Genomic DNA, 14358 nt, shown 5'->3' with positions numbered 1-14358 from the left:
GGGCGCTGACCGGAATACATTGTACTTGTTACTTTGTACATGGTACAGCAAAGCATAGGCGGCCTGGCGCAGGGGTCCCACCTCTTCCCATCCCGAACAGAGAAGTTAAGCCCTGCAGCGCCGATGGTACTGGGGTTACTCCCGGGAGAGTAGGCCGCCGCCTTATTGTCATTCAGCTCCCACCCTAAACAGGTGGGAGCTTTTTGCGTTTTGAGGCTTTTGGATTATTGACAACCGATAGAATTTACCCAAAAACCAAGTGACCACTATATTTTTAATTCCCTGTCTCTACCGGTTGATGGATACATGCTAAATTTAAATGGATAAATAGGTCTAGGTCTTTTTTAACAATAAGAATTCAAACCTTAAATTTCTTCAATATTTTTGTTGAGATTGTTTTGAAAAGAAACAATCTCTCTCAAATCCTTATTTTGAAATTCTGAGTGGTCTTATTATTTCCTTTTTTATGATTATTGTTGCAGTTTTGCACAAACATTTTCGGCTATGGCTATTTTATTCAAATCACTCCGGTTAATTGATGCAGAGACAATTCATCCCCCAAAAGACTATATGTATGATGGGGAGCAAATTCAAGTCTTGAACCCAAAGATTGATAAGGAATTTGACGAAGAGTTTGATTGTGCAGATCTATTGGCATCAAAAGGTTGGATAGACCTTCGCTGTATGTGTGGTGAACCTGGCTTGGAATTCAAGGAGTCCATTGAAAGTCTTGGAGCAGTACTTCAAGAAAGTGGATTTTGCAAAGGGGTATTGATGCCGAACACAGAACCTTCCATCCAATCCAAAAATGAAGTCCAATTTTTGAAAAACAGGTCGCAAAACCTTTTTTCAGACTTTCTCATTCAAGGTGCTGCCACCAAAAACAATGAAGGAGAAGATTTCACCGAAATACTCGATTTGCACAATGAAGGGGTCACTATTTTTGGAGATGGGATAAAACCCTTGTCAAATCCGGATCGCTTGCTCAAGGTTCTTCAATACCTTCAGAAGTTTGATGGAACCTTGTTTGACCAATCTTATGATCCTTTGATCGCATTGTTTGGTCATGTCCATGAGGGAACTACATCCACAATCATCGGTGTAAAGGGGATCCCCAGTTTGTCTGAGGAATTGGCTGTGAGAAGGAATGTGGAAATCTTAAGGTATACCGGTGGGAGAATGCATTTTCAAACCATAAGTACCAAAGGTGCCGTCGACATCATTCGCGAAGCAAAGAAAGATGGATTGAATGTCACTGCCGACATTTCGATTTTTCAATTGATGTTTTCAGATGAAGACTTGATCGATTTTGACACCAACCTAAAAGTAATGCCTCCTTTCAGAAGTAAGTCTGATAGAGAAGCCCTAATAGGAGGGTTAAAAGACGGGACGATTGACGCCATTGTTTCCAATCATCAGCCACAGGATAAGGATTCCAAACATATGGAGTTTGACTTGGCCTCTTTTGGGATGATTGGTCTTCAAACCTTTTTGCCAGCGATGGTGAAACTTTCACTGGAGTTGACTTGGCCCCTTTTGATCCAAAAAATCACTTCCGGTCCTGAACGTGTATTGAGATCGAAAGAAACCAAATTCAATACATTGACTGTTTTTGATCCCGAATTGGATTGGGATTATAACCTTTCCAGCAATAAATCCAATTCAAGCAACTCCCCTTGGTTCGATCAAAAACTCACCGGTAAAGTAAAATATGTGGTAAACGGTGCAAAATTTGTAAAAATTCATGAATAGATACCTCCAGTCTTCTTATCGTTTTGGCTTAATAGGCGGAGCTTTCTGCATACTCGCATTTTTGCTGTTCAAGTGGATGGGAATTGATCCCACCAACTTTAGTATGGTATTCGGGTATGTGTTGCTTCCCATTTTCATTTTTCTGGGAATCCGCTTCTTCCGGGACCAAATGAATCAGGGAGAGCTCAGTTTTTCCCATGGAATGTCCATTGGGTTTCTTATTTACTCCATTATTGCCACTGTATCGGGATTGGGTATTTACTTGATTCTCTTGCTTTATCCAGGTCTTTTTGAAGAAATAAAATCCTCAAAAATTACCGTCATAGAAGAAAACAGGGAGTTGATCATCAGTCAATTGAATGAAGAATCTTACCAAATCACCTATGCTAGTCTTTTGGAAATGAGCCCTGCAGATATTGCTTTTAATGATTTTATTTGGAAAATTATCCCAGGTTTGTTTTTTACAATAATAATTTCTATAATTTTAAGGAAAACTAAATTTTAACGACTTATGGAAAACGAGAACACTCCTTTTAAAGCTGGACTGAATTCAGGGTTGATCCTTGGGCTTATTTCAGTGGTATTGACTTATGTCATCTACTTTGTTGACTCAAGTCTTTTGGCGGCATGGTATGTAGGGATCGGTATTTTTGTCCTTTTTATTGGCTTAATCATTTATTTTGGGATTCAGTACAGAAATTCAATCGGGGGTTATATGCCTTTTGGTGCAGCCTTCAATTTTTCATTTATCACCTTGGTGGTGGCAGGGATTATCGGTGTTCTTGCCAATATCCTATTGTTTACGGTTGTGGACCCAGCCTTGCCAAATGTGCTTGTCGATGCTCAAATGGAAACCCAAATAGCCATGTTGGATAAGTTTGGTGCAGGTGATTCCATTTCCTCTGAGCAATTAGACGAAATGAGAACAAATCTACAAAATGCTTATACTCCTTTCGGTCAATTGAAAGGTTTTGGGTTTTTATTGATAGGATATGCTATTTTTGCATTGATCCTTGGGGCGATTTTGAAAAAAAGAGATAAATCCCTGGATTTTTAACATCAAAAATGCTTCAAATTTCCGTTATTATTCCAGTCTTCAATGAAGAGGAATCCTTACCTGAATTGTCAAACTGGATTAGCCGTGTTATGGAAGAACACGGCTTTTCCTATGAAATTATTTTTGTCAACGATGGAAGTACGGATGGTTCTTGGAAGATGATAGCGAAATTGAGTCAAATCAATCCAAATGTCAAAGGAATAAGTTTCACCCGAAACTACGGCAAATCGGCTGCTTTGGACATGGGATTCAGTAAGGCCAAAGGGAAAGTGGTCATTACGATGGATGCGGACTTGCAGGATAGCCCCGAGGAGATACCGGATCTTTATGATATGATTGTTAAAGATGGCTATGATATTGTCTCCGGTTGGAAGAAAAAGAGGTTTGATCCGATTACCAAAACAATTCCTTCAAGGTTTTTTAATTTCATCACCCGGATGATTTCAGGTATCCATCTCAATGATTTTAATTGTGGGTTAAAGGCCTACGATCAAAAGGTGGTTAAAAATATCCATATTTATGGAGAGATGCACCGGTACATCCCCTTGATAGCCAAGTGGAGTGGTTTTTCCAAAATCGGTGAAAAGGTAGTAGAGCACCGCGCAAGGAAATACGGAGAGACCAAATTTGGGATTGAAAGATTCCTAAATGGTTTTCTGGATCTTATTTCGGTTTCCTTTGTCAATCGGTACCGGAAAAAACCCATGCATTTTTTCGGCACATTAGGATCCGTATCATTTCTGGCGGGCTTTTTCATTACTTGCTGGCTGATAGGCCAGAAAATATTCGGATTGTATAAAGGGCTTCAGGTGCGGGAAATTACCGATCAACCCCTGTTCTTCCTTGCGCTTGTCGCTTTGATTGTAGGGATGCAACTGTTTTTGACAGGGTTTTTGGCTGAAATGATGACATCGCACAGTTCAAGAAAAACCGACTACAATATAGAGCAGGAACTGAATTTCAATGATTGATGTATTTTTCTGTAATTGTCCCTGTTTATAACCGTCCCCAGGAAATCAAGGATTTGCTTTCGAGTCTTGAGGGACAAGAATTCAGAGACTTCGAGGTGATTGTCGTAGAAGATGGGTCCAAGATTTCTTCGGAAGAGATTGTAAAAGAATTTACCTCATCGCTCGCGATCAGCTATTATTTTATTGAGAATATCGGTCAGGGATTTGCCCGAAATTATGGGATGGAAAAAGCCAAAGGTCAATACTTCGTACTTTTTGATTCGGATTGCATTATTCCTTCCCAATACTTAAGAATACTGCATGCAGCAATAGCAGACAGGAATCTAGACGCTCACGGTGGTCCCGATGGTGCGGATGTGGATTTTTCCCCATTCCAAAAAGCAATCAACTACAGCATGACCTCGCTTTTGACTACTGGCGGTATTCGGGGAAAATTGAAGAATCCCGGAAGCTACCAAGCCAGAGGGTACAATATGGGGCTTTCCAGAAAAGCCTTTGAGGTTTCCAAGGGTTTTATTGACCCCAATAAAGCCGAAGACATCGAATTGAGTCTAAGATTGAAAAAATTGGGATTCAAACTGGAGCTTGTAGAAGCCGCTTTTGTCTACCACAAAAGGAAAAATAATTGGAGTAGTTTTTTTGCCCAGAGTTTTTCATTCGGAAGAAATAGAATCAATGTGAGTCGCTATCATCCGGAAGCTGTCAAATTTATCCATCTGCTACCCGCCTTTTTTCTCCTGTTTTGTTTGGGGATTTTGTTGGCCGCAATCTTGGGGATTCAACAATATAAACTTGGCTTAGGACTGCTGGGTTTATGGCTTGCCGCAATCCTCGTCCATGCATCTGTGCTTAACAAGTCCCTAATTGTAGGAGGGCTATCTATTTTCACCTCTTTCGGGCAACTGTGTTCCTACGGTGCGGGGCTGCTTTTTGAGTATGCGATAAAATCAGTAAAGGGTTGATTCAATTTCCCTTCTGACAATAAAAAATAATCTCATTTTCCGGCAAAGCGTGTTTCTTAACCAATGTCGGATCAATTTCCTTCACATAATGATCCTCGGTCATTTTTAAACCGGATTGACTCAATCTTTGGGCGTAATCCCTTCCATACTTTCGGACGTGGTCCCGCTGACCGAAAAGTCTTTCGCGCTCGCTTGGATCGGTGATGCTTGCATCTTCTAAGGTGTTCTCCATGTTGTACACCGGAGATTGTATAATTCCCCAGCCTGAGGGTTTCAATACGCGATTGATCTCCCGACAGGCCTGAAGATCATCGGTGACATGCTCCATGACATGGTTGCAAAATACCACGTCAAAGCTGTTGGCCTCGAAGGGGATTTGATGGACATCCATCTTGACTTTTGCCAATGGAGATTCCAAATCTGCGGTGATGTATTCCAAATTGCCCAATTTCTCCATTCGGTCGATAAAGCAAATTTCAGGGGCAATATGAAGGACTTTCAATGTAGCGGTGAAAAAATTGGTTTTTTCCTTCAAAAAAAGCCACATCAATCGGTGCCTTTCTAAGGCCAAACAGTTTGGGCAAAGTGCATTTTCCCTCGCCTTTCGACCATAGGGAAGGAATTTTCGAAAGGAATGAGCACAAACATTGCAGGTGACATTTTTTCCTTTGTAAAAAACAGCCAAAACCCTCAGGAAAAAATGAGAGACAAGTTGTAGGTATTTTCTTGGGACAAAACGGATAACAAAGCTAATGATGGATTTCATGTTTCTTCAAATCAGGCCGCAAATTAATAAATCCCCTACGGTTTAACCCTAAATATGTATTAGATTTCCTAGTGAGGTTATAACTTTTAGAAAATCAGACTATTGAGAGAATATGGTCTATTTCCGTTGTGGTGAATTCATAAACAGGAAACAACCAGCTGATTATGAAGCATTTTTAGGCTAGAATTAAATTGGTAATGCATAAAATGGGTTTAATGGAGAAAGAGCCAATAATTAAAAGTCCAAATCCAGTTCTAAGGTATTTTTTGTATGAGACAATCTGGGTTGGATTTTGTAGAATATTCGCTGATGTTCAATTTTGTTTCTTTTTTTAACCCGTTTTATGCATTATGGACTCAAATCAATAATATAATTAACTGACATTCAATTTGATGCTGATTATTTTTGATTTCACCCTTTTGGTGTCAGGAATTATTATCCCAATACTTTGATTTTCTTTCAGTATCAATCCCATTTGGAAACCTATTCCATATTTCGGGTTTAACTGTAAAGAATTCTATTTCTTCCCCGAAACAAAAGGACCAAGCCCTAATTCGGGTCTTGGTCTTTTTGTTTCGGCAAGCGGCCGGATTTCCTGAGTGCTTCATAGATGATCCACTCGAGTTGGCCATTTGTACTTCGGAATTCGTCCGCAGCCCATTTTTCTACGGCCTTGATAAGCTTTTCGTCTATTCGCAAGGCAAAAGGTTTTTTAGCTGACATGATGGTTTCCCTCCTTCCAATTGGCAATCATTTCTTCCACTTCCTTTGGTTTTTTTGTACTGAAAACCAATTTTTTCCTGTTCAGTTGGACTTCGATCACGTGGTCCGCAGGGAATACATAAGCAGTCTGTTTCCTAGAAAGCCTCCAGCCAATACCCCCATATTCAAATATCCCATCCAATTGTTTAACATTTATCGATTGAACATCCTCTTTCATGATTTTCTTCCATTTGTTGCCAAAAGGAGGAAAGCGAAAGGCTAAGGATTTTTCATCCATTCTCAAGTCAAGTTTTATACTCATAAGTAGAATAAATGTCAAAAGCATTAGTCCTGCAACAATACCCACAGTCATGGGACCATCTTTCCCCAAGTTTCCGGTTTGCCAAAGCACGATTATCAATATCAATGTTGGTGTTTCCAACATGATCATTCCGTACATCAGAAAACTCCCCCGAAAACTTTGCGAATCATTGACCACCATCGGCTATTGGTTCAAAGTGCCTACATTCAAAACTGGGGTTGCCGCTCTATCGGAACATAAAACCACCATCAAATTGCTGACCATGGCCGCCTTTTTTTCATCATCGAATTCAATGATTTCTTTGGTCTTCAGGTCTTCCAATGCCATTTCCACCATTCCAACAGCGCCATCCACGATCTTTCTTCTTGCGGCAACGATGGCCGTTGCCTGCTGACGTTGGAGCATGGCAGAGGCAATTTCCTGGGAATAAGCCAAATGTGATATCCTTGCCTCAATGACTTTGATCCCGGCGTGATGCAAACGCTCTGAAATCTCAGCTTCTAAGGAATGGTTGACATCTTCCACACCAGAGCGTAAAGTGACTTCTGCATTTTCCGCTTCAAAATCATCATAAGGATATTTTCCTGCCATTTTTCGCACCGCGGCATCAGACTGTAAGTGAATGAAGTTTTCATAATCCTCTACTTCAAAAGTAGCTTTGAAAGTATCTTCTACTTGCCACACGACAATGGTTCCTACCATAACAGGATTACCGATTTTGTCATTAACTTTTAATGGCTTGTTTTCAAAATTTCTTACCCGAAGGGAGATTTTGTTTTTGGTCATAAAGGGGTTCACCCAAAAGAAACCATTTGCTTTTACGGTGCCTTTGTAAGCCCCGAATAAAATAAGCACCATTGCCTTGTTAGGCTGAAGCGTGAAAAATCCAGGAAGAATCAGAATAAATCCCAAACCAAGAACAAGTCCCAGAATGTGAATCTCGTTGATAAATGAAAATGCAGTGGCCGGAATCAGGGCTATCGCCACCAAAACCATGAAATAGCCCGAGAAAGGTTTTACGATTTTTTCCATATTGATATGATGTTATAATGATATCATATCAATGTACGAAATAATTTTGAAAAGGATATCCTGGGAGTGTTTTTTTTGAACCGTTTGGGCAGCACTTCCAATAATTGTCTTTTTGGAGTGCTGATTTGACCAAAATCAAAAAATAGCCCCACCAAGAATCTCTCAGCAGGGCAATCTTTGTACAATAGACTTAGTACTTGGGGCTTTTAAGTCAGCATTCCGCCATCCACCTGGAGCACCTGTCCGGAGATGTAAGAACTCATATCGGATCCCAAGAATACGCAGGCATTCGCCACTTCTTCCGGTTGGCCTCCTCTTTTCAAGGGAATGCCATCTCTCCAGCTTTGCACCGTTTTTTCATCCAGTACAGCCGTCATTTCTGTTTCTATAAATCCCGGAGCCACTGCATTGGAACGAATGTTTCTGGATCCCAACTCAAGCGCAATCGATTTGGTAAAACCAATGATTCCCGCTTTGGAGGCGGCATAATTTGCCTGCCCCGCATTTCCTTTGATTCCAACCACTGAGGTGATGTTGATGATAGAGCCTTTTCTTGCCTTCATCATGGTTTTGGAGGCCGCTTTGACGGTGTTGAAGCAAGACTTGAGGTTGATGGTGATCACTTCATCCCAAGCCTCTTCCGTCATTCTCATCAAAAGATTGTCGCGGGTAATGCCAGCATTGTTGACCAATACATCCAAAGCGCCAAACTCAGCCACGACACTGCTGATCAGTTCCTCCGCCGCCTTGAAGTCAGAAGCGTCTGATCGAAAACCTTTTGCTTTGATCCCAAATTCGGCAAGTTCCTTTTCCAAGGCAGCTCCTTTTTCCACACTGGACAAAAAAGTAAAGGCCACATTGGCACCTTCTTGTGCATATCTGATGGCAATGGCTCTACCGATGCCTTTGGAGGCCCCGGTGATCAGTGCGGTTTTGCCGCTTAATAATCCCATATCGTTTTTTGGTTGGTTTTAAATTAAAATCAAAAATAGGGATTAATATTAAAAAGTAAACCTTCCGGAGGATCTGGCCAAGAAAACAACTTATTTCAATGGGCTTTCAAACTACGGGCAAATAAAATTCAACCGATTGGTTGTCATTGAATTCTCTAAATATCTGATGCGTCCTGTAAAGGTCTTCCCAAACCATTCCTCTGATCCAAGTGACAATTGACCAAAATCTAAAGACTGGGTGATGTGTGGTTTAAAATGCATGGAAAGGATTGCGTAGAACTTCGGAGTCAAATTTTTTTCTGTGACCAAAAAGCTTATTTTTGCATAGTTTAATTGAGAAAATAAAATCTAAGAATAAGAATATGTCTTCAACTAAATTTGATCTAATTGTACTCGGTAGTGGTCCAGGTGGATATGTCGCGGCTATCCGTGCATCCCAATTGGGCTTGAAAGCCGCTGTGGTGGAAGCTGCTGAAGTAGGTGGTATTTGCCTAAACTGGGGTTGTATCCCAACCAAAGCCTTGTTAAAGAGTGCTCAGGTTTTTGAATATATCAATCATGCTGCTGATTATGGAATCACGGTAAAAGATGCCAAAGCGGATTTTTCCGGGATGGTCAAAAGAAGTAGGGATGTTGCCGCCAGCATGAGTAAAGGTGTGCAGTTCTTATTGAAAAAAAATAAAATCGAACAGCTGTTGGGTTGGGGCAAAATTCTTCCCGGCAAAAAGGTTGAGGTGGTGGACAAGGACGGCAACAAGACCATCTACTCCGCAGACAACATTATCGTTGCAACTGGCGGTAGAGCCAGAGAGCTTCCCGCCATCAAAATAGATGACGAGAAAATCATCGGCTACCGAAAAGCGATGACCTTGGAAAAACAACCCAAGAAAATGGTCGTGGTTGGTTCAGGTGCGATAGGAGTGGAATTTGCCTATTTCTACGCCGCTATCGGAACTGAGATTACCATTGTGGAATTTATGGACAGAATCGTCCCTAATGAGGATGAAGAGGTCTCCAAAGCCCTTGAGAAGATCTACAAAAAAGCAGGCATGACGATATTGACCAGTACTGAGGTGACTTCCGTAGACACCAAAGGAGCGGGATGTAAAGTGACTTACAAAAACAAAAAGGGTGAAGAAGCCACCATTGAATGCGATGTTGTCCTCTCCGCTGTAGGCGTGATCTCCAACCTTGAAAACATTGGTTTGGAGGATGTTGGGATTTTGGTAGACAAGGGCAAGATCAAGGTGGATGAATTCTACAAAACCAATATGCCAGGCTATTATGCCATCGGTGATGTGGTCAGTGGACCCGCTTTGGCCCACGTAGCCTCCGCTGAGGGGATTATTTGTGTAGAAAAAATTGCTGGACATACTCCTGAGCCTTTGGATTACAATAATATTCCAGGTTGTACCTATTGTTCGCCGGAGATTGCTTCCGTTGGATACACAGAGGCCAAAGCAAAAGAAGCAGGTTATGAAGTCAAAGTGGGGAAATTCCCTTTCTCTGCTTCAGGGAAGGCATCAGCTGCCGGAGCCAAAGATGGTTTCGTGAAATTGGTGTTTGATGCGAAATATGGGGAATTACTCGGAGCTCACATGTTGGGAGCCAACGTGACCGAAATGATTGCGGAAATCGTAGCCATCCGAAAATTGGAAATAACAGGTCATGAATTGATCAAAACTGTCCACCCACATCCAACCATGTCGGAAGCGATCATGGAAGCTGCAGCTGTGGCTTATGGTGAAGTCATCCATTTGTAATTTACCATAAGATGTTTTAATATTATAGGCACAAGATCAAACATTGGTCTTGTGCTTTCTATTTATAGAGATTAAACCAACAAATCGCGGACTTTTGGAAGAAGAACAATTGATTGCCGGACTTAGGGTCCAAGATCGAAAAACGATCGAGTACTTGTATGACAAGTACTCCCGCGCCCTATTCGCCGTCATTTCCAGGATAATTATTGATAAGGATATTGCGGAAGAAGTCTTTCATGATGCCTTTGTGAAAATTACCCGGAAAATAGAGGGCTATGATGAATCGAAGGGAAGGCTATATACCTGGATGGCAAACATTTGTCGCAATTCAGCAATAGACAAAACCAGGTCCAAGGAATTTTCCAAAAGCAATAAGACCAATACGATAGACGACTACGTATATGGACTTGAAAGTGAATCGGGGACTTCAGAATTGGTGGATGGGATAGGAGTAAAAGAACTGCTCAACAACCTGAAGGACGATCAAAAATTTGTGATGGACTGCATCTATTTTAAGGGATACACACATACCGAAGTCTCGGAAGAGTTTGATATCCCTTTGGGTACAGTAAAGTCACGGATCCGTGCAGCGATAAATATTTTGAAAAAGAACTTAGATAAAATTTAGTGGATATTCAAGCATTCATATCGTCGGGAAAACTCGAACTCTTCTTATTGGGAGAGTTGAGTGAAAGGGAGCGTGAGGAGGTAATCAAGCTATCCGAGCAGCATCCTGAAATCAGAAGGGAGCTGGATTTAATTGAAGAAGCAATGTTTGCTTTTGATGACAATAGTGGAGCAACACCTTCCATGGATGTCAAACAAAGGATTTTTGACACCTTGGACAATGAGCGCAAGCCTCAAGGTCACCTGGGTTCGAAAATCGAGCAAACAGCAAAAATTATACCGCTTCAGCCATGGAAAACGTATGCCGCAGCCGCCTCTTTGGTGGCCGTGATCGCTTCTGTTTTTGCTGTCTATTTTGCAACGCAGTATTATGACGTGGATGAAAAGCTTACGGCCATGGTTCAGGAAAAATCAGTGTTGGCACAGGATCTGAATCAATACAAAGTGAATTATGAGCAAACCGATGCACAATTGGAAACCCTTTTGTCAGGAAACTTTGAAAGAATCCAAATGACAGGAGAAGGCTTCGAAATGCAGAAAGATGCGGTAGTGGATGTTTGGTGGGACAAAACCGCTGCATCTGTTTACGTATCTGTCAACAATCTTTCCGGTTTGGAAGAACAATATGATTACCAACTTTGGGCGATTGGAGATCAAGGTCCAGTGGGGATTGGGTTGGTGAATGCGGATCAAAAATTCAGCCTTCAACAGATGAAAACAGTTGCAGCTGCGGGAGCTTTCGCCATTACGATTGAACCCAAGGGAGGCAGTGAAAGCCCGACTTTGGAAAAGCTGGTGGTTTTGAGAGAGGTGGTTTAGAACCATTCATCCCAAGTTTTTAATGATCAAGCCCGGCGGAAACGTAGGGCTTTTTTTGTGAAGCTTACAAAGTCAGGGGAAACGAATGGCCAATTCTTATTTGAACAAAAGGGGATAGTCAATTTTTGAGAATTATTCTGAAAGGAAATCATGAGGATCTGAGACATAGATTTTAATATCCTCTTTTTTATTCTCAAATTGGGCCTTTCAAATCTCCAAGTCAATGGAACTCGAACTCTCCACACCCGCCCTGTTGTTTTCCGCCATCACATTGATGATGCTGGCGTTTACCAACAGGTTTTTAGCAATCGCCAATCTCATCCGTGGCTTGCATAAAAAATTCCTAGAAAATCCTGAAAAAGCCATCATCGTGGAACAAATCCATAATCTAAAGCAGAGGCTGAACATGATCAAAAATATGCAGCTGTGTGGGGTTTTGAGCTTTTTGCTCTGTGTCATTTGCATGTATTTGATATTTAAAGGCTTTACTGTGGCTGCCAATTATGTTTTTATCGGAAGTATGCTTTCACTTCTCATTTCATTGGGTATTTCCTTTGTGGAAATTCAGATTTCCACAAAAGCGCTAAACCTTGAGCTTGCCGATATGGAGGAGATTTTCAAAAAAAGGGCAAGTAGCCTTGATTTCATTTTCAAAAAAGATCAAAAACACAATGAATCTTAATTTCACAAAAAACGGATTGCTATTTTCTTTCGCCCTTCTGTTCCTTGGCTGTCAATCCGTCACCCAACTATCCAGCCCAACAATTGAAATAAGTGATGTCCAAGCAGCACAGGATTTTTACTCCTGGACAGAAGATAGAATCCCCATGGTCAGCGCACATCGCGGTGGTCCATATCCAGGATTTCCTGAAAATTCGATAGAGGCATTTGAAAATGTAAGTAAGCAGACCCCCGCTGTCATTGAGTTTGACGTGGCCATTTCCAAGGATTCAGTTTTGGTCCTGATGCATGACAACACCCTGGACAGAACAACCACCGGCTCTGGGAAAGTAATTGACCACACTTATGCGGAATTAAAGGAGTTGTTTCTGGTGGACAATCAGGGAACCACCACCTCTTTTAGGATTCCCACTTTGGCAGAAGCCCTCCGATGGTCAAAGGGTAAGGTGCTTTTGACTGTTGACGTGAAGCGGGAAGTGCCATTTGAAATGGTGGTGGAAGAAATTGAGAAACAACAGTCAGTACCTTATGCTGCCGTGATCACCTATTCCATTGAGGATGCCAAAAAAGTGTACCAGCTCAATCCCGACCTGATGCTGTCCGTTACGATAAGAAATGAAGAGGAACTCGAAAGATTTGAGGACTCCGGGATCCCATTGAAGAATGCCATCGCTTTTACCGGGACCTCGGAAAGGCCTAAAGCTTTTAATCAATTGCTTCATGACAAAGGGATTTTCACCATTTTGGGGGTTTTGGGTAACCTTGACAAAAGTGCAGCATCCAGAGGGGATCAACTGTATGTTGGTTTTGTCCAAAACGGCGCCGATATTTTGGCCACTGACAGGCCATTGGAAGCAGCCAAAGCCATCCAGGAATTAGTCCCAGAAACGAGTTCAAAATCAAAGTATTTCAAAAAATGATCCTAGACCTAAGAAGTGATACGCTTACCCAACCCACTCAAGAGATGTTGGAGGCCATGTTTACCGCAAAAGTGGGAGACGATGTTTTTGGAGAAGACCCGACGGTGAATGCCTTGGAACAAAAATTGGCTGATCTTTTTGGGATGGAGGCAGGATTGTTTTGTCCTTCCGGTACCATGACCAACCAGATTGCCATCAGGCTCCACACCCGCATTCAGTCGGAAATCATCTGTCATAAATATTCCCATATCTATCTGTATGAAGGCGGTGGCATCATGTCCAATTCCCATGCTTCGGTAAAGCTTCTGGACGGAGAATACGGAAAAATCAGTCCTGGGGATATTGTGGACGCCATCAACGCTGATGATGTTCACGCTCCTGAGACCACCTTGGTTTCTCTAGAAAACACCATGAACAAGGGTGGAGGAAGCATTTATACCTTGGAAGAGATCAAACCCATTAAAGCCATTTGTGATCAAAATGGTTTGAAATTGCATTTGGATGGTGCACGGATATTCAATGCTTTGGCGGTGACAGGCGAAAGTCCCAAGGAATGGGGAGCCTTGTTTGATACCATTTCGATTTGCCTGAGCAAAGGCCTGGGTTGTCCCGTCGGATCGGTTTTGTTGGGGACAAAAGAAGACATCAAAAGGGCCAAAAAGGTCAGGAAATCTTTTGGCGGTGGCATGCGACAGGCGGGATTTTTGGCTGCTGCGGGTATATATGCTTTGGATCACCAAGTGGAAAGATTGAAGGAGGATCACGCAAGGGCCAAAAAGATAGGGGAAATGTTGACAGACCATCCCTTGGTTGCGGAAGTGTTTCCAGTGGTGACCAATATTGTCATTGCAAGACTCAAAGGGATATCGCCCGCAGATATGCTCCAGAAACTGGATGCTTCTGGAATCAAAGCTGTCCGATTCGGAAAAGACCAGATCAGGTTTGTTACCCACCTGGATTTTGAAGAAAATGGATTGACAGAATTTGAAAAAAGGTTAAAGGTGATCAAGTAGAGAAAGAAGGATTGAAGT

General features: G+C 41.9%; 16 protein-coding genes and 1 rRNA gene. 12 read left to right on the top strand and 5 right to left on the bottom strand.

The window, feature by feature from the left end:
* Window positions 1-54: 54 nt before the first annotated feature.
* The 6 genes from rrf (at window position 55) to F824_RS0120930 (ending at window position 4742) form a co-directional block, all read left to right on the top strand.
* Window positions 55-166, top strand: a 5S ribosomal RNA gene (gene rrf / locus F824_RS0120955).
* A gap of 338 nt (window positions 167-504) precedes the next feature.
* Entirely contained in the window at window positions 505-1752 is a 1248-nt protein-coding gene (locus F824_RS0120950) for a dihydroorotase (protein WP_019599902.1), read from the top strand.
* On the top strand, window positions 1745-2257 hold the full coding sequence (locus tag F824_RS0120945; protein WP_026333840.1) for a DUF4199 domain-containing protein: 513 nt from the start codon (window positions 1745-1747) through the stop codon (window positions 2255-2257). The genes F824_RS0120950 and F824_RS0120945 overlap by 8 nt, the downstream gene beginning before the upstream one ends.
* 6 nt (window positions 2258-2263) lie before the next feature.
* Window positions 2264-2809 carry a DUF4199 domain-containing protein gene (locus F824_RS0120940; protein ID WP_019599900.1) on the top strand — a complete coding sequence of 182 codons (546 nt, stop codon included), beginning with the start codon at window positions 2264-2266 and terminating at the stop codon, window positions 2807-2809.
* An 8-nt stretch (window positions 2810-2817) separates the two neighbouring features.
* Window positions 2818-3780, top strand: coding sequence for a glycosyltransferase family 2 protein (locus F824_RS0120935; protein ID WP_019599899.1), 963 nt, complete (start codon window positions 2818-2820; stop codon window positions 3778-3780).
* Window positions 3780-4742 (top strand): glycosyltransferase, encoded by a 963-nt coding sequence (locus F824_RS0120930; RefSeq protein WP_019599898.1) that lies wholly within the window; start codon window positions 3780-3782, stop codon window positions 4740-4742. The genes F824_RS0120935 and F824_RS0120930 overlap by 1 nt, the downstream gene beginning before the upstream one ends.
* A 1-nt stretch (window position 4743) precedes the next feature.
* Here the strand turns inward: F824_RS0120930 and F824_RS0120925 are convergent, their stop codons facing one another.
* From F824_RS0120925 to fabG, 5 genes are all read right to left on the bottom strand, one after another.
* A complete protein-coding gene (locus tag F824_RS0120925; RefSeq protein ID WP_019599897.1) occupies window positions 4744-5508 on the bottom strand; it encodes a class I SAM-dependent methyltransferase in 765 nt (254 codons plus the stop codon).
* A gap of 549 nt (window positions 5509-6057) precedes the next feature.
* The gene (locus F824_RS27315; RefSeq protein WP_019599895.1) at window positions 6058-6231 is read right to left on the bottom strand and encodes a hypothetical protein; all 174 of its coding nucleotides are present in this window, start codon (window positions 6229-6231) and stop codon (window positions 6058-6060) included.
* The gene (locus F824_RS0120910) at window positions 6221-6712 is read right to left on the bottom strand and encodes a hypothetical protein (RefSeq protein WP_019599894.1); all 492 of its coding nucleotides are present in this window, start codon (window positions 6710-6712) and stop codon (window positions 6221-6223) included. Before F824_RS0120910 ends, F824_RS27315 begins: the two co-directional genes overlap by 11 nt.
* A 3-nt stretch (window positions 6713-6715) precedes the next feature.
* Window positions 6716-7564, bottom strand: a complete 849-nt coding sequence (locus tag F824_RS0120905) for an SPFH domain-containing protein (protein WP_019599893.1) — start codon at window positions 7562-7564, stop codon at window positions 6716-6718.
* Window positions 7565-7770: 206 nt separating this feature from the next.
* Entirely contained in the window at window positions 7771-8517 is a 747-nt protein-coding gene (fabG, locus tag F824_RS0120900; RefSeq protein ID WP_019599892.1) for a 3-oxoacyl-[acyl-carrier-protein] reductase, read from the bottom strand.
* Window positions 8518-8879: 362 nt separating this feature from the next.
* Between fabG and lpdA the strand changes: the two genes are divergently transcribed.
* The 6 genes from lpdA to F824_RS0120865 all read left to right on the top strand — a co-directional run bounded on the left by lpdA (window position 8880) and on the right by F824_RS0120865 (window position 14340).
* Window positions 8880-10280, top strand: a complete 1401-nt coding sequence (lpdA, locus tag F824_RS0120890) for a dihydrolipoyl dehydrogenase (RefSeq protein WP_019599890.1) — start codon at window positions 8880-8882, stop codon at window positions 10278-10280.
* Window positions 10281-10374: 94 nt separating this feature from the next.
* On the top strand, window positions 10375-10908 hold the full coding sequence (locus tag F824_RS0120885; protein ID WP_019599889.1) for an RNA polymerase sigma factor: 534 nt from the start codon (window positions 10375-10377) through the stop codon (window positions 10906-10908).
* The gene (locus tag F824_RS0120880) at window positions 10908-11726 is read left to right on the top strand and encodes an anti-sigma factor (RefSeq protein ID WP_019599888.1); all 819 of its coding nucleotides are present in this window, start codon (window positions 10908-10910) and stop codon (window positions 11724-11726) included. Before F824_RS0120885 ends, F824_RS0120880 begins: the two co-directional genes overlap by 1 nt.
* A gap of 223 nt (window positions 11727-11949) precedes the next feature.
* Entirely contained in the window at window positions 11950-12408 is a 459-nt protein-coding gene (locus F824_RS0120875; protein WP_019599887.1) for a DUF2721 domain-containing protein, read from the top strand.
* The gene (locus F824_RS0120870; protein WP_019599886.1) at window positions 12398-13327 is read left to right on the top strand and encodes a glycerophosphodiester phosphodiesterase family protein; all 930 of its coding nucleotides are present in this window, start codon (window positions 12398-12400) and stop codon (window positions 13325-13327) included. Before F824_RS0120875 ends, F824_RS0120870 begins: the two co-directional genes overlap by 11 nt.
* On the top strand, window positions 13324-14340 hold the full coding sequence (locus F824_RS0120865) for a threonine aldolase family protein (RefSeq protein ID WP_019599885.1): 1017 nt from the start codon (window positions 13324-13326) through the stop codon (window positions 14338-14340). Before F824_RS0120870 ends, F824_RS0120865 begins: the two co-directional genes overlap by 4 nt.
* Window positions 14341-14358: the final 18 nt, after the last annotated feature.

The sequence above is a fragment of the Rhodonellum psychrophilum GCM71 = DSM 17998 genome, assembly GCF_000381545.1.
GTDB classification, from domain to species: domain Bacteria; phylum Bacteroidota; class Bacteroidia; order Cytophagales; family Cyclobacteriaceae; genus Rhodonellum; species Rhodonellum psychrophilum.
This window is presented reverse-complemented; position numbering and strand designations above follow the sequence as displayed.